The 19,605-nt window shown below is 61.9% G+C and carries 19 protein-coding genes and 2 pseudogenes; 8 read left to right on the forward strand and 13 right to left on the reverse strand.

The window, feature by feature from the left end; translation table 11 throughout:
- The first annotated feature begins 379 nt into the window (after positions 1-379).
- Positions 380-1,669 carry a hypothetical protein gene (locus RFN28_RS20980; RefSeq protein ID WP_320222774.1) on the forward strand — a complete coding sequence of 430 codons (1,290 nt, stop codon included), beginning with the start codon at positions 380-382 and terminating at the stop codon, positions 1,667-1,669.
- 160 nt (positions 1,670-1,829) lie between these two features.
- On the opposite strand, the pseudogene RFN28_RS20985 reads toward RFN28_RS20980, so the two are convergent.
- The 3 genes and pseudogenes from RFN28_RS20985 to RFN28_RS20995 all read right to left on the reverse strand — a co-directional run.
- A pseudogene (locus RFN28_RS20985) lies at positions 1,830-1,996 on the reverse strand (integrase core domain-containing protein); the annotation flags it as partial.
- A gap of 193 nt (positions 1,997-2,189) precedes the next feature.
- Positions 2,190-2,321 carry a leucine zipper domain-containing protein gene (locus RFN28_RS20990; protein ID WP_320222823.1) on the reverse strand — a complete coding sequence of 44 codons (132 nt, stop codon included), beginning with the start codon at positions 2,319-2,321 and terminating at the stop codon, positions 2,190-2,192.
- 68 nt (positions 2,322-2,389) lie between these two features.
- Positions 2,390-3,292 (reverse strand): WYL domain-containing protein, encoded by a 903-nt coding sequence (locus RFN28_RS20995; RefSeq protein ID WP_320222775.1) that lies wholly within the window; start codon positions 3,290-3,292, stop codon positions 2,390-2,392.
- A 98-nt stretch (positions 3,293-3,390) separates the two neighbouring features.
- Here RFN28_RS20995 and RFN28_RS21000 point away from each other — a divergent pair, with 98 nt between their 5' ends.
- The 5 genes from RFN28_RS21000 to RFN28_RS21020 all read left to right on the forward strand — a co-directional run bounded on the left by RFN28_RS21000 (position 3,391) and on the right by RFN28_RS21020 (position 6,373).
- Positions 3,391-3,747 carry a hypothetical protein gene (locus RFN28_RS21000; RefSeq protein WP_320222776.1) on the forward strand — a complete coding sequence of 119 codons (357 nt, stop codon included), beginning with the start codon at positions 3,391-3,393 and terminating at the stop codon, positions 3,745-3,747.
- Complete coding sequence (locus RFN28_RS21005) at positions 3,744-4,124, forward strand: hypothetical protein (RefSeq protein WP_320222777.1); 381 nt, start codon at positions 3,744-3,746, stop codon at positions 4,122-4,124. The genes RFN28_RS21000 and RFN28_RS21005 overlap by 4 nt, the downstream gene beginning before the upstream one ends.
- A 2-nt stretch (positions 4,125-4,126) precedes the next feature.
- The gene (locus RFN28_RS21010; protein WP_320222778.1) at positions 4,127-4,753 is read left to right on the forward strand and encodes a hypothetical protein; all 627 of its coding nucleotides are present in this window, start codon (positions 4,127-4,129) and stop codon (positions 4,751-4,753) included.
- Positions 4,750-5,583, forward strand: coding sequence for a HesA/MoeB/ThiF family protein (locus RFN28_RS21015; protein ID WP_320222779.1), 834 nt, complete (start codon positions 4,750-4,752; stop codon positions 5,581-5,583). Before RFN28_RS21010 ends, RFN28_RS21015 begins: the two co-directional genes overlap by 4 nt.
- A gap of 223 nt (positions 5,584-5,806) precedes the next feature.
- A complete protein-coding gene (locus tag RFN28_RS21020) occupies positions 5,807-6,373 on the forward strand; it encodes a hypothetical protein (protein ID WP_320222780.1) in 567 nt (188 codons plus the stop codon).
- 27 nt (positions 6,374-6,400) lie between these two features.
- Here the strand turns inward: RFN28_RS21020 and RFN28_RS21025 are convergent, their stop codons facing one another.
- The 3 genes from RFN28_RS21025 to RFN28_RS21035 all read right to left on the reverse strand — a co-directional run bounded on the left by RFN28_RS21025 (position 6,401) and on the right by RFN28_RS21035 (position 8,880).
- Positions 6,401-6,583, reverse strand: a complete 183-nt coding sequence (locus RFN28_RS21025) for a hypothetical protein (RefSeq protein WP_320222781.1) — start codon at positions 6,581-6,583, stop codon at positions 6,401-6,403.
- A 645-nt stretch (positions 6,584-7,228) separates the two neighbouring features.
- Positions 7,229-7,924: an SMC-Scp complex subunit ScpB gene (gene scpB, locus RFN28_RS21030; protein WP_320222782.1), complete on the reverse strand. Its 696-nt coding sequence runs from the start codon at positions 7,922-7,924 to the stop codon at positions 7,229-7,231.
- A gap of 2 nt (positions 7,925-7,926) precedes the next feature.
- Entirely contained in the window at positions 7,927-8,880 is a 954-nt protein-coding gene (locus RFN28_RS21035; RefSeq protein ID WP_320222783.1) for a DUF1403 family protein, read from the reverse strand.
- 125 nt (positions 8,881-9,005) lie between these two features.
- On the opposite strand from RFN28_RS21035, the gene RFN28_RS21040 reads away from it, so the two are divergent.
- Both RFN28_RS21040 and RFN28_RS21045 read left to right on the forward strand, forming a co-directional pair.
- A complete protein-coding gene (locus RFN28_RS21040; RefSeq protein ID WP_320289144.1) occupies positions 9,006-10,232 on the forward strand; it encodes a site-specific integrase in 1,227 nt (408 codons plus the stop codon).
- A gap of 91 nt (positions 10,233-10,323) precedes the next feature.
- Positions 10,324-11,490 (forward strand): ATP-binding protein, encoded by a 1,167-nt coding sequence (locus tag RFN28_RS21045; protein WP_320289145.1) that lies wholly within the window; start codon positions 10,324-10,326, stop codon positions 11,488-11,490.
- A gap of 130 nt (positions 11,491-11,620) precedes the next feature.
- On the opposite strand, the gene repC is transcribed toward RFN28_RS21045, so the two are convergent.
- From repC to RFN28_RS21080, 7 genes and pseudogenes are all read right to left on the reverse strand, one after another.
- Positions 11,621-12,697, reverse strand: coding sequence for a plasmid replication protein RepC (gene repC / locus RFN28_RS21050; RefSeq protein ID WP_320289150.1), 1,077 nt, complete (start codon positions 12,695-12,697; stop codon positions 11,621-11,623).
- Positions 12,698-12,703: 6 nt separating this feature from the next.
- Complete coding sequence (locus RFN28_RS21055) at positions 12,704-13,333, reverse strand: sarcosine oxidase subunit gamma (RefSeq protein WP_320289146.1); 630 nt, start codon at positions 13,331-13,333, stop codon at positions 12,704-12,706.
- Positions 13,326-16,337 (reverse strand): sarcosine oxidase subunit alpha family protein, encoded by a 3,012-nt coding sequence (locus tag RFN28_RS21060; RefSeq protein WP_320289151.1) that lies wholly within the window; start codon positions 16,335-16,337, stop codon positions 13,326-13,328. The genes RFN28_RS21055 and RFN28_RS21060 overlap by 8 nt, the downstream gene beginning before the upstream one ends.
- 47 nt (positions 16,338-16,384) lie before the next feature.
- Entirely contained in the window at positions 16,385-16,693 is a 309-nt protein-coding gene (locus tag RFN28_RS21065) for a sarcosine oxidase subunit delta (protein WP_320289147.1), read from the reverse strand.
- A gap of 16 nt (positions 16,694-16,709) precedes the next feature.
- The gene (locus tag RFN28_RS21070) at positions 16,710-17,963 is read right to left on the reverse strand and encodes a sarcosine oxidase subunit beta family protein (protein ID WP_320289148.1); all 1,254 of its coding nucleotides are present in this window, start codon (positions 17,961-17,963) and stop codon (positions 16,710-16,712) included.
- Between the two features lie 81 nt (positions 17,964-18,044).
- The gene (glnT, locus tag RFN28_RS21075) at positions 18,045-19,388 is read right to left on the reverse strand and encodes a type III glutamate--ammonia ligase (protein ID WP_320289149.1); all 1,344 of its coding nucleotides are present in this window, start codon (positions 19,386-19,388) and stop codon (positions 18,045-18,047) included.
- A 25-nt stretch (positions 19,389-19,413) separates the two neighbouring features.
- Positions 19,414-19,605 (reverse strand): annotated as a pseudogene (locus RFN28_RS21080) (FMN-binding glutamate synthase family protein); the annotation flags it as partial.

Consider the following 19,605-nt stretch of genomic DNA (forward strand, 5'->3'; position numbering starts at 1 on the left):
CCTGCACAGCCAACTATAGCGATCGTCCAATCGATGGTCATTCCCTCTCCCAAAAAAGTCGCCCCATAGCGATGAGAAAGTGCCGCAAGCGACGATTCGGGGCAAGTCAAATTTCTCGACAATCAAGCAATTCAATATATCCGATTTGAGCCAATTCGTACCGAGCGTTGAAGTGAGGCAATTACTACTGGCACAGTCCAAGAATAGTTTGTAAAAGCGGCGCTCTAGGTGTCAGACTGCCATTGGGGTGGGTCTCCTCTAAGTGCGGGCCGCCCGCAACGTCGCATGGGCGAATGTTGGCGCGCTCGAACCAGCGGATGGAGCATGCTGACGTCACCGGCTAAACAAGACGATTAGTTATCGGAACGCGGGGACGGTATTGAGTGTGAAAAGGCGACATTGTGTTTTCTGCGGCCAAACGGCAGAGAACAAAAATCGAGAGCATATCCTGCCCAAATGGCTACTCGAACTGACGGGCGACCCAAGCCGGGTCGTGACCATGGCTTTCGAACCGCAATCGGGTGAACCAATTAAGTTCGCCTGGTCCGCGCTGGTTATGCCTGCCTGCGAGGCTTGCAATACGCAATACAGCACGCTGGAAAGCGCGGTTAAGCCAATCTTGATGGCGCTGCTGGAGAGGCGGGCTGTCACATCGCGCCAATACTTCTTGCTTCTCGATTGGCTCGACAAGGTTCGTGTCTGCCTGTGGCTGAACCAGCTAATTTTGCAAAAAGCGATGGAGACCATCGATCCTCACCTGCATGTTGGCAACCGGATCGGCACGAAGGATCGCCTGCTCTATCTCTACACTCTTGATGGGCAAGCGAAGGGTCTGAATGCGTTCGGCATAGAGAGCCTGATTTTCCGGCACCAGCCGAGCTGCTTTGCACTCAGGGTCAACGACATTATTTTGTTCAACGCGTCGAGCGACTATGCCTTTTCTGACGGCTGCGGCTTTTGGCATCCAGAGCACATCGACCGGTACGTCGATGGAGAACTCGCCGGGCGTGTCGGGTTTCGGGGTTTTGCGATGACGCGCAAAATCGCCCATCCGATCGTAGACTACCCCCTCCTAAAGGCGGCGATTCGCGTCATCCAGCCGATTGCTCAACGCGGCGAGGATGGCCAGTTCCTTGGGCCGCTTCGGCAGAACGAAAGCTATCACCTCAGTCATATGTCCGACCCGTCACGGGGGGCCGGAATCCTCTTCCGGCAGCTCGATAATAGAGTTCTTCCCATTCGTAATCTCGACGAGCCTATCGAGTTCGAGGGCGTGGATGCTGTCAACAACGGCAGCACCGGTGATATCGTAGCTCAAGTGTATCGTCTCCAGGTCTACTTGTTGCAAAAGCGCATGGAGTTCATGGGAAGCGAACCAGCAATCGCGCACGCCAATTCGATGTCCACCATCTTGACGACGACAAATGAGATGAGAGCTGTGTTAATGGAGAGAGGACAGAGGAGCGATCGGGAACCGGATTCCGTGACGCTTGCGTTTCGGGATGCAATGGCGGCCGCCAGGCGCCCGCCAAACCCCAAGGGTAAGCAAACAGGGAGTCTGTCAGCCTCGCAGGGCGGTGTTCTCAGAGCGGCATCTGCCGCTCATTCGCCCGAATCTACACGGGCAGGGAAGCTGTTTCTTTACAAGCCACCGCGCACTGTGAAATGAGACGCCCAGTAGCCTTGCTTTCATTGATACGAGGGCCAAACTGGAAGTGCTTGCCACAGGGTGTCCGGACGGGCTCAACTGAAGGTACCGAGGATTTGCTGCGCCGCCGATTGGTCATCGTTGGCACACCGCTCGCCATGGGGATGGCACGCCTCGAGACAGCGTAAGCCCATTCGCGCAGCGCGGTCTGGATGAAGCGCTCGGCCTTGCCGTTGGTCTTGGGCGTGTAGGGTTTGGTGCGAATGTGCTTGAGGCCAAGCTTGCGGCAGCCTTGGCGAAGGCTTTCGACCTGTAGCAGGACCCGTTGTCGGTCATCACGCGCAGCACCTTGATGCCGATGCTGGCCGCTCGATGCCATGCGCCGGCGAGCAGGCGTGTGAGACGTAAAACAGTCGAGTTTCGGCGGTGGTGCCATGGCGGGCATAGACGCGGCCATCGATCGCAGCGATGAAGACGAATGACACGTCCCAGGATCAGACCGAAAACCGGCCGGCTTCAAATCAGAATCCATGGCCCGGCTTCATCGGAATACGCTTCGCGAGGAATGGTCGAGCATGCCGGCGCTTCCCTCAATCCGGAAGCGCTTCACCCAGTGCCTTGCCACCTTCGCCGTCACCCCGTATGACCGCGCCGCATCGGTCTCTCCGAGAATCCCTGAGCTTCGACAACCTCAGCTTTCTCGGTCGAGGCCGAATCGACAACACACCGCTCTTGCTGACATCACGGCGCCGGCGACCGACCCGCAATGAGCCGCCTGGAGCGCTCTTTCGCAGACGCTATCTCCTTGTTCAGCTCTTCCAGGTTTTCCAGCCATAGCTGGATGCGTGACGCGGGCACGTCCTGATTGGCTTGCAGGTCGAGGTTGTGGCGCTTTACGAAATAGAAGGCCACCGCAAGCCGCATCTTCAGCTTGCGCTCGCCGCCCTCAAGACGGAAATCGTGCTCGATGGCGGCCCGCTGCTCCGCATCAAGGCCTGGATGGGCCTTGATCCTAAGAACAAACTCCGTCGACCACTCCAGGTCATCCGCAGGATCAACGTCACAGGGCTCCGGCGGCCAGAACGAAAGGATCCGCCCGAGCACATAGTCCCTGAATTCCTGACGGTCGACCGAGAACGCTCGACAATGCCAACGTGACCCGTCGTACACCAGCGCATGAGGGCATATCGTTCTCCGGCCTGTTCGGCTCAGCGACTGGTAAAAAATGTCGATTTGGGAGCGCGTCTCGATCGCGTCGATCACCGCTCGGAGAACATAAGCCTCAGGTCCCCGTGACATTTCCGGAATGGTTTCCACCGGCGGCGTCTTTTCGAACCAGGTGTCAGCCAGGCGCGTCGCGCCCGACTCAATGGCGCGTAGCTGTGCCAGATAGCGTTCTGGGGACAGCGTCAGGAAAACCGGGCGGAAATTCCGAGTCTTCACATAGGACTTTTCCGACGCGTCGTATTCGATGTTGCCGGGGGCGATCTCCTGATAGGTCCGGAAGTCGACCGAAGCCTGCGGCGACGAGATCTGGAACTTCGTCTCGAGGTCTTTGCGGTTGACCGAACCCGTCCAGTAAATGCGCCATTCCATGAATTCGTAGCGCTGGGCCACGGTCCAGCGGACATCCGGCTCGTTCATATGGATCACCCCATTGACACTTATAAAAACTAGGTATATACGTATTTCAAGTTGAGAAACTGTATACCGCGTGAGCCTCGGGATCAAGGAGAACTAACATGAGCGATCAGGACGAAGAGAAGGGCAAAGGCCACTCCGACGCCGGAGACCACTCCGGCCGCGGCAATGGTGGCAACCCAGGCCACGGCGGCGGTGACGGCAATCCCGGTCACGGCGGCGGCAACCCTGGCCACGGCGACGATAAAGTCACTATCCTCGTCGATAATGCGCAGAGGCGCGTCCGCGGCGGCCAGTGGATCGTCAGCGAATTGAAGGCCGAGGTCGGCGTCGACCCCGCCAAGATCCTCGCCGAAATCACGCCGAACGGCCTTAAAGACCTCGATGATGCTAGCACCGTCACCGTGCGCGAGGGGTCGCGCTTTATGAGCCATGCTCGCACCGGAGGTTCGTCATGAGCATCAACAGCGTCGAAGAGGGAGGCGAGCCTCCTGACGGATTGAGTCAAATCCGTGAACTCTGCTCTGGTGAAGTCAGCTTCAAGACCGAAGGGTGGCGAAATTTGATTTTCATGGGGCAGTTGCGCCTTTGGGTGGGCGACCAGGTGCGCGTCACGGATGCGGTGCTCTGCCTGAACCATAATAATCCGACCTATCCGACGAAATTGTACATGGCGGAGAACGTAGGCGGGCCAGTCAATTGGAACGAAACGAACGTGCCTTTGCTCGGACGCTATTGGCACTCGTTTTCATGGCGGGACGTCAGCTCTGCCCTGCCGTATCATGAAATCCTGGCGGCGCACCTTGCGCCGCTGGCCAGTGATAAGGCGGCTTGATCATGAAGAAGTTCCTGCTCTGGCTCTATCAGACGGCTTTCGGAAAGCCAGCGGCCGTCGACAAGCCGCTGACCTCCTCGGCGCCTTCAGCGGTACCTGCCCTGAGGGTCACTTTCCGCGCAACGGAAGCGTTTCTGTCTCGTGTCCGCGCTGACCTCGAGCGTCGTCACGCCTTTGCTCATGAACGCGTCGGGTTCATCACGGTCCGCGCTACCGAAGGCGCGGAGGGAGTCACCTTGATTGCCGAGGACTACTACCCGGTCGCTGACGACGACTATGTGAGAGATTCGTCGGTAGGGGCCATGATTGGGTCAGAAGCACTCCGCAAGGCACTTGAACTGGCCCTTCTGAAGGGTGTCGGCGTGTTCCACACCCATATGCACGGGCTTTCAAGGCACCTTTGGTTTAGCGGGATCGACCTACGTGAGCAGCTTAAGTTCGTGCCTGACTTCTTCAAGGTCTGCCCGCAAATGCCGCATGGCGCGATCGTCCTGAACCCGAAAACTGCGGCGGGACGCGTTTGGCTGTCGCCTGAGCGGGTGGTGAAGATCGATGAGTTCAGCACCATCGGCCCCCGCCTGGTGATTGATAGGGCCGCCCGCGACGGCAGCACGGAGTTTTACATATGACGGCGGATAGAGACTTTTCACGCCAAAGCTTCCTCGGGCCCGCGGCTGAGCAACTCCTTGCCAATGTGCGCGTGGCGATCGCCGGACTCGGCGGCGGCGGGTCTCATATCGCCCAACAGTTGGCTCATGCGGGCGTCGGCCATTTCCGACTTATCGATCCGGACGCCATGGAGGCCAGCAACTTGAACCGGCTTGTCGGCGGAACCGAGAGCGACATTGTCGCCGGGACCAAGAAAATTGACATCGCGACGCGTCTGATCAGGGGCATACGTCCCTGGGCTGAGGTCCTCTCGGCGGACACGACGTGGCAAGAATCCGATCACCTAATCCGCGACGCGCATGTGATTTTCGGATGCGTGGATGGTTACCAGCAGCGTGATTATCTCGAACGCGCGGCGCGCCGCTTCGCCGTGCCATTAATCGACATCGGCATGGACATCACCCAGGTGGCCGACGGGCACTTCGCAGTCGCCGGGCAGATGATCGTAAGCCTTCCAGGGCAGCCTTGCATGCACTGCCTCGGGTTCTTGACACCAGAAAATCTTGCCATTGAGGAGAACAGGTATGGCGCCGCCGGCGTCAATCCGCAAGTAGTATGGACCAACGGAACCCTGGCAAGCCTTGCCGTCGGCGCTTTCATGAAAATGCTCACACCTTGGCTGCCTGCTCGCGAGCCCTACAGCTGGCTCGAACTGGACGGCAATCAGCAGACGGTGACTCCGAGCCAGCGGCCGCAGTACATGAACATTGCCGGTGTCTGTCCCCATTATGGCGGCCAGGACGCGCTCGGCGACCCGCAGTTCGACATCAGGAAAGTGCTTGCGACGTGACGGTCGAGCCGCAAATTGATGGCCATGCTTCGGCAGACAAGCCGCGGCGAAGGCCGAAGCTGGCGCAGTAGGGTTTGCAGATGAATTTTCTAAAGTAGGCGCTCTGCATTTGACGCCCTAGGAGGGGGCTTATCCTTGACATGACCACACCCGGTCGCCTGATGTTGACCGAGCGGGGTCCTGGGGGGAAGGCCAGCGAAGAACGTACGGAACTACGATTGGCATGTATCACGCACTCAGCACCAACCTCCTACTGGGCTATCATGGCTGCGACGAAGCGGTCGGTGAGAAGATTCTTGCCGGAAACAAGTTTGAGCCGAGCGAGAACGACTACGATTGGCTCGGTCACGGCATCTACTTCTGGGAGGCGAACCCAGAGCGCGCATTGAGCTTTGCTCACCAGCAAGTGAAATGGGGGCGCGTAAAGAAACCGATGGTCGTGGGGGCGGCCCTGACCTTGGGAAACTGCATCGATACCCTCAATGAGCAAAGCCTTCAGGCGCTGAGCCAAGCGTATGATAAATTGGTATCTTTGTCCGCCTCCAGCGGCAACCCCGTGCCGATCAACGAGGGTGGGACGGATGCGCTGCTGAGGCGACGGGATTGCGCTGTAGTCATGACTTTGCATAAAATGATCGAAGACATCAACTACCCGCCTGCCGACAGCTTGCGTGGTCTCTACCAAGAGGGCGGCGCACTTTACGATGGGTCAGGCTTCTTCAAAAAAAGCCATATCCAAATCTGCATTCGGAACCCCGACTGCATAAAAGGGGTTTTCCGCCTACCGTAAGCTCAAAAGAGGCCCTTTGAGGCGTTTCTAAGCCACTTTCGCTTTCGGGCGGGCTTTAGGCTTTTCGTTCCGGTAGGGCGATGCCAACTTACCCTTAGGGGTAAGTATCCCGATTTTTTTCAGCTCTTTGTCGGCGACCTTTTTCGAAACGCCGGCTGCCGCCTTCGCGTTCTTTTCGAGCCGATGAAGCACGTCAGCTGTAAAATCCATGAGTCACCTCGCAAAAATGGTAACGCGACCGATTGCCCGACCTCCAACGGCTGCCGCAATCAATCTCGAATTGATCGTCATAGAAACTATGTGTGTGCATAGCACACATGTCAATACCTCGGGCGACTGTCCGGACGGGGGGACGAGGTCTTATCGCTTGCACATAGAAAGCTTCGTCCAATCGACAATTCGTATTAACAAGTCTCTTTTTCGGGCGAAGCAACCACTTCGACGGCCTGATCGAAACCGTCAGGCCGATTGCTCTGGAAAAGGCAGCCGAGATGAAGAAAGCGGCCCAGGACCGGTCAGACCGGTTGCGTCGCAAGAAGCCAAAACTGTCGTGAACAATGAAGCGTAATCAGATCGTGGAGTAGCTCAGCGGAAGAGGACCTCGCTTCCGACCTGGGGCGTTGCGAGACACCGCTATCCAGGGGCGAAGTGGTCCATGTCATCCTGCCCCACGCCATCCTCACGCGATCGGGATGGTTGCGAGGGGCGCCTCTAGTCGATCGGCTCATGGGATTTTCCTTCGTAGTCGGAGCACGCGGTTCGTCTCCGCTCAAATCCCATCCCCTGCGGCGTCACCGAAGGCCGATACGCTTCGGACAGACAAGCCACCATCGGCTGTTACGCGTCAGGGGCTATTTAGTCCTCGATCTCTGGATCGGCGTTTTGATGGTTGGAAGAAAACGCGGGCATGATGTCGCCCGCCAGCAGCTTCTCCTTCGACAGCAATCCTGCATCCTCCAGCGCCTCGAAATCCGGCAGCTGGCGCAGCGTGTCGAGCCCGAACTGCGACAGGAAGTTCTTGGTCGTCAGATAGGTGTAGGGCACGCCCGGCTGCGGGCTGCGCGGTCCCGAGGCAATAAGGTCCTGCGCGCGCAGCACGCCGATCAGGTCGCGCGACACCTCCTTGCCGAAGAAGGAGGACAGCTCGCCGCGGGTGATCGGCTGGAAATAGGCAATGCACATCAGCACAAGCGCCTCCGACTGCGACAGCTCTTTTGTCCTCTGCCCCGCGGGCGTTCCGAAGGCGGCGTGGATGACGTCGCCAAAGGCTTTCTTCGTCCGGTGCTGCCAGCCCCCGGCGACCGCGACCAGTTCGTAAGGGCGGCCGGCGAGCTCGGCGCGAATGTCTTCGATGATCAGATCGATGTTGCAGCTTCTTCCCACCACCCGCGCTAGCACCTCGCGCGCCACCGGTTCGCTGGCCGCAAAGATTACCGCTTCGACGCGGCCCATCCACTCGCGCCAGCGCAGTTCCGGCGGCAGGTGCTCGAGCTCGGTGTCGAGCAGCGCCGGCTGATCGTCAGGCTTGCGGCGGACGGAGGCTTGGCTCATCGCTACAGCCCAAACAGCCGGAAGCTGGCGCGGCCCGACAGCTCGCGCACGGCCTCGAGCTGCTGCAGCCTGTCGAACAGGCGGCGCGCCGCGAAACGCGACAGGTTTTTCGTCGTCAGCGATCCGGAGACGGCATCTTCGTTGAGCAGCATAAAAATAACGTCGCCGGCGCCCTTGGCGCGCAGTTTCGGCGCCACCGCCAGGAGCTTTTCGGCCCGGCGCGACAACTCGGCGGCCAGCCGGCAGGCGTCGGCCGCCGCTTGAACCAGCGCAACGCAGACCGCCCGCTCAAAACCTTTTTCACCGGGTCGGATGCGCTTGCCGCCGGCCTCGGCGCGGAACGACGATCCAAAGGCCTGTGCCATCGCGAGCGGCAGCGGCCGCGGCCAGCGCAGGCTTTGCGCCAGCACCAAGTCGGCGAGCCACCACGCCAAAAGCTCGGCATCGGGCCGCATGGCGACGGTGTGAGCGGCGATTGCCGCAGCGGCAAACGGCGCCGGCCGCTGGGATGCCCTGAGTTTTTCGATCTCCGCGCATAGGTCGGCGACCGCGGCCTCGTCCCAATGAAAGCCAAGCTGGCCGGCGATCTTTTCGAGCCGTTCGGGGGTGGCAACGGGGTGTTGCCCGGCCAACTGCCGCCAGGCGGCAAAAATGGCGCCGGCGGGACCGGGATCGGCGCCGGCCGGGCAAAGCTGCCAGGCATCGCGCAGGGCGCCTTCGCCCTCGGCACGGCCGGCGAGCCGCATGCTGGCGACGGCGCAGTTGAGCGCCAGCCGCTGGCGCCAGGCGCCAGCCCAGGCAGGTTGCGCGCCGGCGAGGGTGTCGAGCGCACCCAAGGCGGCGCCGGCCCGGAAAGCGGCGTCGGCATCGCTGGGGGCGCCGGCGGCGAGCGCCCAGGCCGGGACGGTGGGCGGCGCGGCGGCGGGACTGGCGGTCGCGGGATCAAGGCGAATCATGATCTTGAGGGTAAAGTGGCCGTGCGCTTTTAGCCATCGATATCGGCCTAAAACGCACAGCCTGTCGTCAGCTTAAAACGAATGATAATGTTGCCTTATCATTCGTTTTCGTCTTTATATGAGAAATGGCCGTTTTCAGCGAGCAGAAGCCCCAAAATCGCGTCGCGCGACCCTCCGGACCGTCCCGCAGCAGAAGGGTGGTAGACGCTGTTTCGGACGCGCGGCTGTCGGCCGAGCCCGCTGCGCCGGGGGCCGACGAGCTGCCCGACATCGTCGAGCTCGTGATGGCGATGGGCCGCGCACCAGAGACCCCCCCTGCCGACGACCTCTCCCCTCCCCTTCCGGCCGTCGCCAATCCGCGCCTGCCGGCGCATCTCGACGCGCTCGCCGATCGCGCGCGTGACTATGTCGAGGCGGCGAGCTCGGCCAACACCCGCCGCGCCTACGCCGCCGACTGGAGGCATTTTGCGAGCTGGTGCCGGCGTCAAGGCCTCGAGATGTTTCCGCCCGATCCGCAAGTCGTCGGGCTCTACATCACGGCTCAAGCGTCGGGCACGGTGACCGGCGACAGGAAGCCAAACTCAGTGTCGACGATCGAGCGCCGGCTCTCGTCGCTGACCTGGAATTTTTCGCAACGCGGTCAGCCCTTGGACAGAAAAGACCGGCATATCGCCACGGTGATGGCCGGCATTCGCAACAAGCACGCCGCCCCGCCCCGGCAGAAGGAGGCGCTGCTGCCGGAGGATCTGATCGCCATGCTGGAAACGCTCGAGCGCGGCTCGCTGCGCGGCTTGCGCGACCGCGCCATGCTGCTCCTCGGCTTTGCCGGCGGCCTGCGCCGCTCCGAGATCGTTGGCCTGGATTGCGGCCGCGACCAGACCGAGGACGGCCACGGCTGGATCGAGGTCCTGGAGAAGGGCCTGCTGGTGACCCTGCGCGGCAAGACGGGTTGGCGGGAGGTCGAAGTCGGGCGCGGCTCGGCCGACGCGACCTGCCCGGTCGTAGCATTGGAGACCTGGCTCAAGCTCGCGCGTATCGCCCACGGTCCGCTGTTTCGCCGCGTGACCGGCCAGGGCAAGGCCGTCGGCGCCGAACGGCTCGCCGACCAGGAGGTCGCGCGCCTGGTCAAGCGCACCGCGCTGGCCGCCGGCGTGCGTGGCGACCTGCCGGAAGGCGAACGCGGCATAATGTTTGCCGGACACTCGTTACGATCTGGCCTGGCGTCCTCGGCCGAGGTTGACGAGCGCTATGTGCAAAAGCAGCTCGGCCATGCCTCGGCCGAAATGACACGCAAATACCAGCGCCGGCGCGACCGGTTCAGGGTCAACCTGACCAAGGCGTCCGGATTGTAAAAAACACCCCTCCCCTGCTCCGCCAACGTCCAAGCAGCGCGAAAGATCGATTATCCTTGCAAAATTGGATTTCAATTCCATAATTGCAAGGATGATTACGCGCCGCATCACGACCCAACTCTCCGAGCTGCTGGACAGCACGCCTGCCGTGGCCTTGCTCGGTCCCCGTCAGGTCGGCAAGACGACCCTCGCGTTGACGATAGCCGAGCAAAGGCCCTCGATCTATCTCGACCTCGAATCCGACGCCGACCGGGCCAAGCTTGACGAGCCGGAGCTTTATCTGGCCGAGCATGAGGACAAGCTGGTCATCCTGGATGAGGTTCATCGGTTGCCGAACCTGTTTCAGAACCTGCGCGGGCTGATCGACCGCGGCCGGCGTCGCGGCCGCACGACCGGCCGCTTCCTGTTGCTGGGATCGGCGTCGATCGATCTCCTCAAGCAGTCGGGCGAGACCCTTGCCGGCCGCATTGCCTATCTCGAGATGCATCCGATCGACGGCCTCGAAGTCGACGTTGCAGACCTGTCCAAGCTTTGGGTACGCGGCGGTTTTCCCGACAGTTTTCTGGCCACCAGCGACCGCGTCAGCCAGCGCTGGCGACTGGATTTCATCCGCACCTATCTTGAGCGCGACATCCCGCTGCTGGGGCCGCGCATCCCGGCCGAGACACTGCGCCGCTTCTGGACCATGCTGGCGCACCACCAGGCCGGCCTGCTCAACGCCGCCGAGTTCGCCCGCTCGCTCGGCGTCGATGGCAAGACAGTCGCGTCCTATCTCGACCTGCTCGTCGATCTTCTCTTGGTTCGCCGGCTGGAACCCTGGCACGCCAATGCCGGCAAGCGCCTGGTCAAATCTCCGCGCGTTTATGTCCGCGACAGCGGCATCACCCATGCGCTGCTTGGTCTTGCCACGCAGGAAGACGTGCTTGGACATCCGGTCGCTGGCGCCTCCTGGGAAGGCTTCGTGATCGAAACCCTTACCGCGACCGCCCCTGCCGGCACGCAAAGCCACTTCTACCGCACAGCCGCGGGCGCGGAGATCGATCTACTGCTCACCTTGCCGCGCCAGCGTCTCTGGGCCATCGAAATCAAGCGAAGCCTGACGCCGAAGGTGGAAAGAGGCTTCTATCAGGCGTGCGAGGACCTTTCGCCGCAGCGGCGCATCGTTGTCTTTCCGGGATCGGAACGTTTCCCGCTTCAGCATGGCGTCGAGACGATGCCGCTCCAGGATGTAGGCCGGGAGTTGCTCGGCGAAGCGTGAGCGCGCGCTCCCAGGTCCTCGCCTAGATTGCGGCTGCGACCAGGCGAGGATGGCCGCGCTGGGTGGAGATCCTCGACAAGGGCCTGCTGATCATGGTTGTCGACACAGCCGCGGAGTGACCGGGACACGGCTACCAGCCCTTTTTCTTCATGCTGTCGCGCAGCGCACCGCTGATATCGAGCGAGCTGCCCGCGGTACCCGCCGCGCTCCCTTGCGCTACCGGGGAGTCCTCCGCCCCTTTCCCGGCCGCAGCCTTCTCCAGCGCCCCGACCCTGGCATTGAGCAACGCGGTGATCATCGGCCACACTGAGAATTTCTGCGCCCGCGCTTTTTCAGTGAGATCCCGCAGATAGCCGCCGCAGCTGCGGATATGCTCGGCACGCTGCAGGATCGCGGCCAGGGCAATCGACGCATTCTGCGAGCCCATGACCTCTACGGCCTCCTGCCAGGCGCTTGGGCTGACCCCGATAGTCGGCCGCGCCCTGTCGGCTGCGGCGGCAAAGTCCCGCCAGGTCCGGATTTGTGTCCCCCGCGTGTAGTTCGCGATTTCGGGGCAGGCGCTCAGCACCATTCCCAAGGGCACATCCCGGTGTGGCAGACTGCGCACATTGTCGGTATGCTCGGCGTCGCGGCCGGCTTCACTCTTGTTTCCGGAGCCATTTTCAGATTCACCGATAGGATTATGATCTGGGTTTGAATTTTGTATGTGGTATCCAGAATGGGACTCATTGGCGTCCGGATTCTGTGATTTTACGAATGTTTCCAACGTCTGATGCACGTCGACCCAAAGGTCTTCGAGGTCGGATGCCATGGCTTCTAGGACCTGCCTAGGTGCAGTCCGTGGCAGCCGGGCAATAATAGCTTCATAGCGGCGCAGAAAACCCCGCCAGTCACCCGGAACACTTTCGTTGATGCCGGCATCGATCATCTTGACCACGTCGCGCCGGCAGATCGTCAGCCTCTCCTTGACTAGGCGGAACGCCTTGCGCTCGGCGGCAACCGCCTCAGCGAGCGCGCGAAACTCCTCGGCGCGCGCCAGGATCGGCGACAGATCGAAACCGTAGGCCTGCTCGATGGCACCACCCTGCCCTTTCCTGGCAAACCGCTTGCCGTTCGGGCTGTCGCGGCGGATGATCAGACCGCAATCCACCAGGACTGCGATATGGCGCCGGAGCGTGGTCGGTGGCATGCCGTTGGCTCGGCGGATGAGCTGCTATGCGGCGTGAGCCACCGATGCCTGAACCCCATATTCGAGGCAGGAGTCCAAAATCGTGTGCCAAAGGCTGTCGGCGAAGCTGGTGAAAACGAGCATGTTGAAGACAGCGTTCTCATCTACACTGCCAGGCTCGCGCCAGAAATTCACCGCAGAGTGGTCAACCGCGGTGGTCGCGGCCGCACCCGCAGGAAAAACCGAATCATGAAGATCCAGGGACGAGAACTTCGCCAGCGCCTGACGGGCGCCGGATCCGGCAATCCGGATCAGACAGCGTCCGTCTGACTGATCGGAGAGTGACGCGACGCCAGCAAAAGCCTCCGTCAGTCTGGCAAATTGATCGTCTGTCTGTCGTGCAGAAAGAACTATGAACTGGTCGGGACCTGACCATATCAAAGTGGCGTTCCGGCCGCTAACCGCTCTAGGGGTATCCGGCGGCTCGACGTTAAACAGTTTCTTGGCAGCCTTGATCGTCTCGGCCGTTCTGCCGCGCCGGGCCATGACCTGAACCAGGCTGACGCCGCGCACCTCCTCGAGAGTGACGCCCATGTGAGTGCCGGCCCCACCATGGCGACCGGGAACAAGCGCCTGTTGCAACGGTGATTGGGTGTTCCAGGAAAAATCAGCCACGCTGGCGCACTCCTTCGGGGTCGTAGAAGACCGGGCTGCAGATCTCGGCCTCGTAGTCCTCGGTTCGCAGAGGATCGGTTATCCTCACAATCTCGCCGATGCGCTCGCGGCCGCGCTCGACCAGGCCAAGGCCAATCCACTGGTCGAGCATCGGCGAGAAGCAGACCGATGTGACGTAGCCTTGGTCTGTTTGCGGGCCTGGGACTGCTCTCTTGGGAATGACATGAGCGCCAGAACGCAGGCGGCGTGTCCGGTCGACCGGCTTTATGCCGACAACGACCTGCCGGTTCGGAGCCGTCAATGCCTCTCGCCCGGCCATCACGCGGCCGATGAAGTCCTTCTTCTTGGACATCATCTTGCCGAGGCCGAGGTCATCGACCGTGGTTGTGCCGTTGAGCTCGGGACCGGCGACATGCCCTTTTTCGATACGCATGACCCCAAGCGCTTCGGTGCCATAGGGCGTCACCCCATAGGGCCTGCCAGCGATCATCAGGTTTTCGGCCATCGCCGCGCCATAGCGCGCCGGCACCGAGATCTCGAAGGCCATTTCGCCTGAGAACGAGATGCGGAACAGGCGTGCGGTCACACCTCCGCGCAGCTTGACCTCCCGGGCGCCCATGAACGGGAAGCCCTCGTTGGTAAGATCCTCCGACGGATCGGCCAGAGCCTGCAGCAGCTTGCGCGTGTTCGGCCCCGCGATAGAGAACTGCGCCCACTGGTCGGTGGCGCTGGTCAGTTGCACGTCGAGCTCCGGGAACAGCACCTGCCGGCAGAATTCGAGATGCTGCATCACCGGACCGGCCTTGGCCGTGGTCGTGGTCAGGAAGTAATGGTCTTCGGCCAGACGCGAGGTCGTGCCATCGTCCATCACGATGCCGTCTTCGCGCAGCATCAGGCCATAACGCGCCTTGCCCACCGCGAGCGACGAGAAAGCATTGATATAGACGCGATCAAGGAAGACGCCGGCGTCGGCGCCGCGAACGTCGACCTTGCCGAGCGTCGACACGTCGCAGAAGCCGACACCGTTGCGCACGGCCAGCACTTCGCGGGTGACCGATTCCAACCAGTCTTTCTCGCCAGCGCGCGGATACCATTGCGCGCGCTTCCAGAGGCCAGTGTCGACAAAGACGGCACCCTGTTTGGCCGCCCAATGATGCGACGGCGTCAGCCGCGTGGCATGGAAATTCTCATCGCGGTGGTGACCGGCGAAAGCGCCGATGGCGACTGGCGCGTATGGCGGACGGTAGATCGTCGTGCCGGTTTCCGGGATCGTGCGGCCGGTCGCCTCCGCCATGATGGCGAGGCCGTTGATGTTGGACGTCTTGCCCTGGTCAGTCGCCATGCCGAGCGTGGTGTAGCGTTTCAGATGCTCGACGCTCTCGAAGCCTTCCCGCTGCGCCAGCGTCACGTCGGATGCGGTAACGTCGTGCTGGAAGTCGACGAAGGCCTTGCCCTTGCCTTTGACATGCCAGAGCGGCGCGATGGCATAGACCTCTTCGTCGGCTTTCGATGCCTCTCCCGGTTTGCCGGCAGCACCGCATTCGGCGGCCGCCCTAGCACCCGCGCCATGCCCTTCGCGAAGGCAGGCGCCGAGTGAGAGCTCACCATTGGCAGCACCGGCCGTCGCCATCCCCTTCGGCGCGTTGCCCGGCACGAAGGCCGCGATATCCTCGCGCCAGGTCGGCTTGCCACGATGGAAGCATGACAGACCGACATTCGGATTCCACCCTCCCGAAACAGCAAGGCAGTCCGTATCGATGCGCTGCGTTAGGCCATTCCTGTCGTTGGTCACGACAATGCTGCGCACACCGTCAACGCCACCCTTGACGTCAGAGACGACCCCGGCGAGCACGCGCAGATCGTAAGTATCGACAAGCCTCTGGTATTGCGCCGGCACCTCATGGCGAGGGTCGATTACCGCCACGACGTGAGCGCCGGCCCGCTCGATAGTTTCGACCGTGCGCCAGCCATCATCATTGTTGGTAAACAACGCTACACGCTTACCTGGCAGAGCCGCAAAACGATTGACATAGGTGCGGACGGCGGATGCCATCATCACGCCCGGCCGATCATTGCCAGAGAAAACGATCGGCCGCTCAATCGCGCCGGCGGTCACCACCGACCGCTTGGCAATGATGCGCCAAATTCGCTGCCGCACCTGATGACGATCCGGCATAGCAACGTTGTCGCTGACGCGCTCGAGCGCTGCGTAGGTGCCACCGTCATAGACGCCGAACAGGGCCGTCCTGGTCATGATACGAACATTGGGCAAAGAAACGAGTTCGCGAGCCGCGCCACGCAGCCATTCCCTGGCATCCAGGCCATCGATCTCGCCGCCGTCACTGAGCAGACGGCCACCAATCAGGGTATCTTCTTCAACGAGAATGACGCGCGACCCGGCGCGGCCGGCAGCAAGCGCCGCCGACAGGCCGGCGGGACCGGCACCGACCACGAGCACATCGCAATGGGCCCAGGCCTTGTCGTAGTGGTCCGGGTCCGGCAATTCGGCGCTCTTGCCGAGGCCTGCAGCGCGGCGGATCATCGGCTCGTAGATCGCTTCCCAGAACTTCGCCGGCCACATGAAAGTCTTGTAGTAGAAGCCGGCGACGAAGATCGGGGCGAACAACTGGTTGATCGACATCAAGTCGCGCCGCAGTGACGGCCAGCGGTTCTGGCTGTTCGCGATCAATCCGTCATAGAGTTCCTGCGTGGTCGCACGCGTGTTCGGCTCGCGCCGGGCGCCGGTGCGCATCTCGACAAGCGCGCTCGGCTCCTCCGAGCCGGCGGTGACGATGCCGCGCGGGCGGTGATACTTGAACGACCGCCCCACGAGCTTGACGCCGTTGGCGACGAGCGCGGAAGCCAGCGTGTCCCCGGCAAACCCGGTCATGGTCTTGCCGTCAAATGAAAACTGGAGCGGCGACCGGCGGTCGATGATGCCGTCACCAGGCAGCCGATGCGACTGGCTAACGGGCGTAGCCCCTTTGCGGACGCTGGCCTCCATCGGCGCTGTCCTGGCGAGCGGCTCGGATTGCGAATAGCCAGACATGGTCATTCTCCTGCCCGCACCGCCAAGGCAGCGCCCGCACCCGGAGCCGCCGTCACGGAAATGAACTCATGAGTGATGGTATTGCGCTCGGCCACAAGCCAGGAGCGGCAGCCGCCGCCATGGTACCAATACTCGCGCATGACGCCCGCGACGTTGTCGCGCAGATAGACGTAGTCGTAGAACGCATCCTCGACGCGCTCAGGGCTCTCCCCGCCATCGACAGCGAAGTTGGGCCGCTTAGGCGAGGCATCGCCAAGATAGGTGAATTCGCCGTTTTCGCGTTCACCGCAGAAAGGACATGCAATTCGCATTCCGCCAGACTCGCTTTCAGTGAAGGTTCGGCTGGGCGCCCTGGCCCTTTTCATCGATCATCGCGCCGCGACGGAATCGGTCGAGGCGGAAGAGTGCTGCCTCCGGATGCGGCTCGTCGCGCGCCAGGAGATGAGCAAAGACAAGACCCGATGCCGGTGTCGCCTTGAAGCCGCCGTAGCACCAACCGGCGTTGAGATAGAGGCCATCGACCGGGCTCTTGTCGATGATCGGCGAACCGTCCATCGACATGTCCATGATGCCGCCCCACTGCCGCAGCATGCGCACGCGGCCGATCATCGGCATGATGGCCATGCCGCCCTCGCAGACATCCTCCATGACCGGCAGGTTGCCCCGTTGAGCATAGGAATTGTAGCCGTCGAGATCGCCGCCGAAGACCAGCCCGCCCTTGTCGGACTGGCTGACATAGAAGTGGCCGGCGCCGAAAGTGATGACACCCGGGATCAGCGGCTTGATCGCTTCGGAGACGAAGGCCTGCAGCACGTGGCTTTCGATCGGCAGGCGCAGTCCGGCCATCGCGGCGACGCGTGACGAGGACCCCGCGACCGCCATGCCGACCTTGCCGGCGTCGATCCTGCCGCGGGTGGTCTCGACGCCGATCACCTTGCCGTTGGCGTCGCGCACGAAGCCGGTGACCTCGCAATTCTGGATGATGTCGACGCCGCGATCATTGGCGGCACGCGCATAGCCCCAGACGACCGCGTCATGGCGGGCGGTGCCTGCGCGACGCTGCAAGAGGCCACCCATGATCGGGAAGCGGGGATTGTCGTAGTTCAGGAACGGCAGTTCCTTGCGGATCTGCACCGCGTCGAGGAGCTCGGCGTCTATGCCATTGATGCGCATTGTGTTGCCGCGCCGGGCAAACGCATCGCGCTGTGCGTCGGAATGATAGAGGTTGATGATGCCGCGCTGGCTGACCATGGTGTTGTAGTTGAGGTCCTGCTCCATGCGTTCCCACAGCTTCATCGACAACTCGTAAAAGCCGACATTGCCGGGCAGGCCGTAATTGGAGCGGATGATGGTGGTGTTGCGGCCGGCGTTGCCGGAGCCGATCCAGCCCTTCTCCAGCACCGCCACGTTTCGGATTCCGTATTCGCGGGCAAGGAAGTAGGCCGTCGCCAGGCCATGACCGCCGCCGCCGATGATCACCACGTCATAGCGGCTCTTGGGTGCCGGATCGCGCCACGCCCGCGTCCATCCCTTGTGTCCGGACAATGCCGCCTTGGCGAGCGAAAAGATCGAATATTTCATCGCGTGTGTTCCGGCGAAATGTCAGTTGGTTCGGCCAGCGCCCAATCCGCAGATCGGGCGCTAGGGGCCCTGGAAACCAGCTCAAACGTCGAGCGTGTGGTCGCGCTCCCACTGGGTGAAGTGCGAGGCGTAGGAGTTCCACTCCTGGGTCTTGAGCTTGATGTAGGCAGCGGAGAATTCCTCGCCCATAGCAGCCTTCAGCTCGGCGTCATCGTCATAGGCGCGAAGCGCATCAAGCAGGTTGAGCGGCAGCTTGGCGCCATGCGTGACGGTGTGTCCGTCCTTGTACATGTCGATGTCGCTGCGTTGGCCCGGATCAGCCTCGGTGCGGATGCCGCTGAGGCCAGCGGCGATGATGGCCGCTTGCATCAGGTAGGGGTTGGCGGCGCCGTCGGGCAGGCGCAGCTCGAAGCGGCCGGGGCCAGGCACGCGCACCATGTGGGTGCGGTTGTTGCCGGTCCAGGTCACCGTGTTCGGCGCCCAGGTCGCGCCGGAGATCGTACGCGGCGCGTTGATGCGCTTGTAGGAATTGACCGTCGGGTTGGTGATCGCCGCAAGTGCCGAGGCGTGCTTCATGATGCCGCCAAGGAAGTGCCTGCCCTTTTCCGACAGACCCAACTCAATGTTCTTGTCGGCAAAGGCATTGGCTTTGCCACTGAGGTCCCACACCGAGATATGGGCATGGCAACCGCTGCCGGTCAGCCCCTGGAAGGGCTTCGGCATGAAGGTCGCGCGAAGGCCATGCTTTTCCGCCACCGACTTGACCATGAACTTGAAGAAGGAGTGCTTGTCAGCGGTCGCCAGGACGTCGTCGAATTGCCAGTTCATCTCGAACTGGCCGTTGGCGTCCTCATGGTCGTTCTGGTAGGGCTGCCAGCCAAGGTCGAGCATGGCATCGCAGATTTCGGCGATAACGTCATAGCGGCGCATCACAGCCTGCTGGTCGTAGCAGGATTTCGACGCTGTATCGTACTCGTCACTGATCTGCTTGCCGTCGGGCGTGACGAGGAAGAATTCCGGCTCGACGCCGGTCTTCACGCGCATGCCTTCCTTGGCGGCTTCAGCAACGAGCCGCTTCAGAGTGTTGCGCGGCGCCTGGGCGACGCCCTTGCCTTCCATCAGACAGTCCGAAGCAAGCCAGGCGACATCCGGCTTCCAGGGCAGCTGGATGACCGATGAGGGATCTGGTACCGCCAGCATGTCGGGATGCGCCGGCGTCAGATCGAGCCAGGTTGCGAAGCCGGCAAAGCCGGCGCCGTCCTTCTGCATGTCGCCGATCGCCTGAGCCGGCACCAACTTGGCGCGCTGCCCGCCGAACAGGTCGGTGTAGGAGATCATGAAATATTTGACGTTGCGAGCCTTGGCGAACTCCTGGAGATCAATCCCCTCAGACTGCTCGATTTTGGCATCAAAGGCCTTGTTCATTGTCTACTCCTCCCAATCTTCGGTTTTAGAAGCCACCCTGCCCCGGTATCCAAGTCGTCCCCGCGAGCGGTACACCGGCCATGGCCGCCGCCTCGATCGAAAGCGAGCAGAGATCTTCCGGCTCGAGATTGTGCAGGTGATTTTTGCCGCAGGCGCGGGCAATCGTCTGCGCTTCCAGCGTCATCACCTTGAGGTAGTTCGCCAGCCGTCGTCCGGC

The organism is Mesorhizobium album, from assembly GCF_033977205.1.
GTDB classification, from domain to species: Bacteria; Pseudomonadota; Alphaproteobacteria; order Rhizobiales; family Rhizobiaceae; genus Mesorhizobium; species Mesorhizobium album.

What these genes read in the sequence shown, in the direction of transcription:
- RFN28_RS21060 (WP_320289151.1), bottom strand. Translation starts at nt 16,337, where the DNA reads ATGGAGGCCAGCGTCCGCAAAGGGGCTACGCCCGTTAGCCAGTCGCAT.
- RFN28_RS20995 (WP_320222775.1), bottom strand. Translation starts at nt 3,292, where the DNA reads ATGAACGAGCCGGATGTCCGCTGGACCGTGGCCCAGCGCTACGAATTC.
- RFN28_RS21040 (WP_320289144.1), top strand. Translation starts at nt 9,006, where the DNA reads ATGGCCGTTTTCAGCGAGCAGAAGCCCCAAAATCGCGTCGCGCGACCC.
- glnT (WP_320289149.1), bottom strand. Translation starts at nt 19,388, where the DNA reads ATGAACAAGGCCTTTGATGCCAAAATCGAGCAGTCTGAGGGGATTGAT.
- scpB (WP_320222782.1), bottom strand. Translation starts at nt 7,924, where the DNA reads ATGAGCCAAGCCTCCGTCCGCCGCAAGCCTGACGATCAGCCGGCGCTG.
- RFN28_RS21045 (WP_320289145.1), top strand. Translation starts at nt 10,324, where the DNA reads ATGATTACGCGCCGCATCACGACCCAACTCTCCGAGCTGCTGGACAGC.
- RFN28_RS21000 (WP_320222776.1), top strand. Translation starts at nt 3,391, where the DNA reads ATGAGCGATCAGGACGAAGAGAAGGGCAAAGGCCACTCCGACGCCGGA.
- RFN28_RS21070 (WP_320289148.1), bottom strand. Translation starts at nt 17,963, where the DNA reads ATGAAATATTCGATCTTTTCGCTCGCCAAGGCGGCATTGTCCGGACAC.
- RFN28_RS21065 (WP_320289147.1), bottom strand. Translation starts at nt 16,693, where the DNA reads ATGCGAATTGCATGTCCTTTCTGCGGTGAACGCGAAAACGGCGAATTC.
- RFN28_RS21010 (WP_320222778.1), top strand. Translation starts at nt 4,127, where the DNA reads ATGAAGAAGTTCCTGCTCTGGCTCTATCAGACGGCTTTCGGAAAGCCA.
- RFN28_RS21005 (WP_320222777.1), top strand. Translation starts at nt 3,744, where the DNA reads ATGAGCATCAACAGCGTCGAAGAGGGAGGCGAGCCTCCTGACGGATTG.
- RFN28_RS21025 (WP_320222781.1), bottom strand. Translation starts at nt 6,583, where the DNA reads ATGGATTTTACAGCTGACGTGCTTCATCGGCTCGAAAAGAACGCGAAG.
- RFN28_RS21020 (WP_320222780.1), top strand. Translation starts at nt 5,807, where the DNA reads ATGTATCACGCACTCAGCACCAACCTCCTACTGGGCTATCATGGCTGC.
- RFN28_RS21035 (WP_320222783.1), bottom strand. Translation starts at nt 8,880, where the DNA reads ATGATTCGCCTTGATCCCGCGACCGCCAGTCCCGCCGCCGCGCCGCCC.
- RFN28_RS21015 (WP_320222779.1), top strand. Translation starts at nt 4,750, where the DNA reads ATGACGGCGGATAGAGACTTTTCACGCCAAAGCTTCCTCGGGCCCGCG.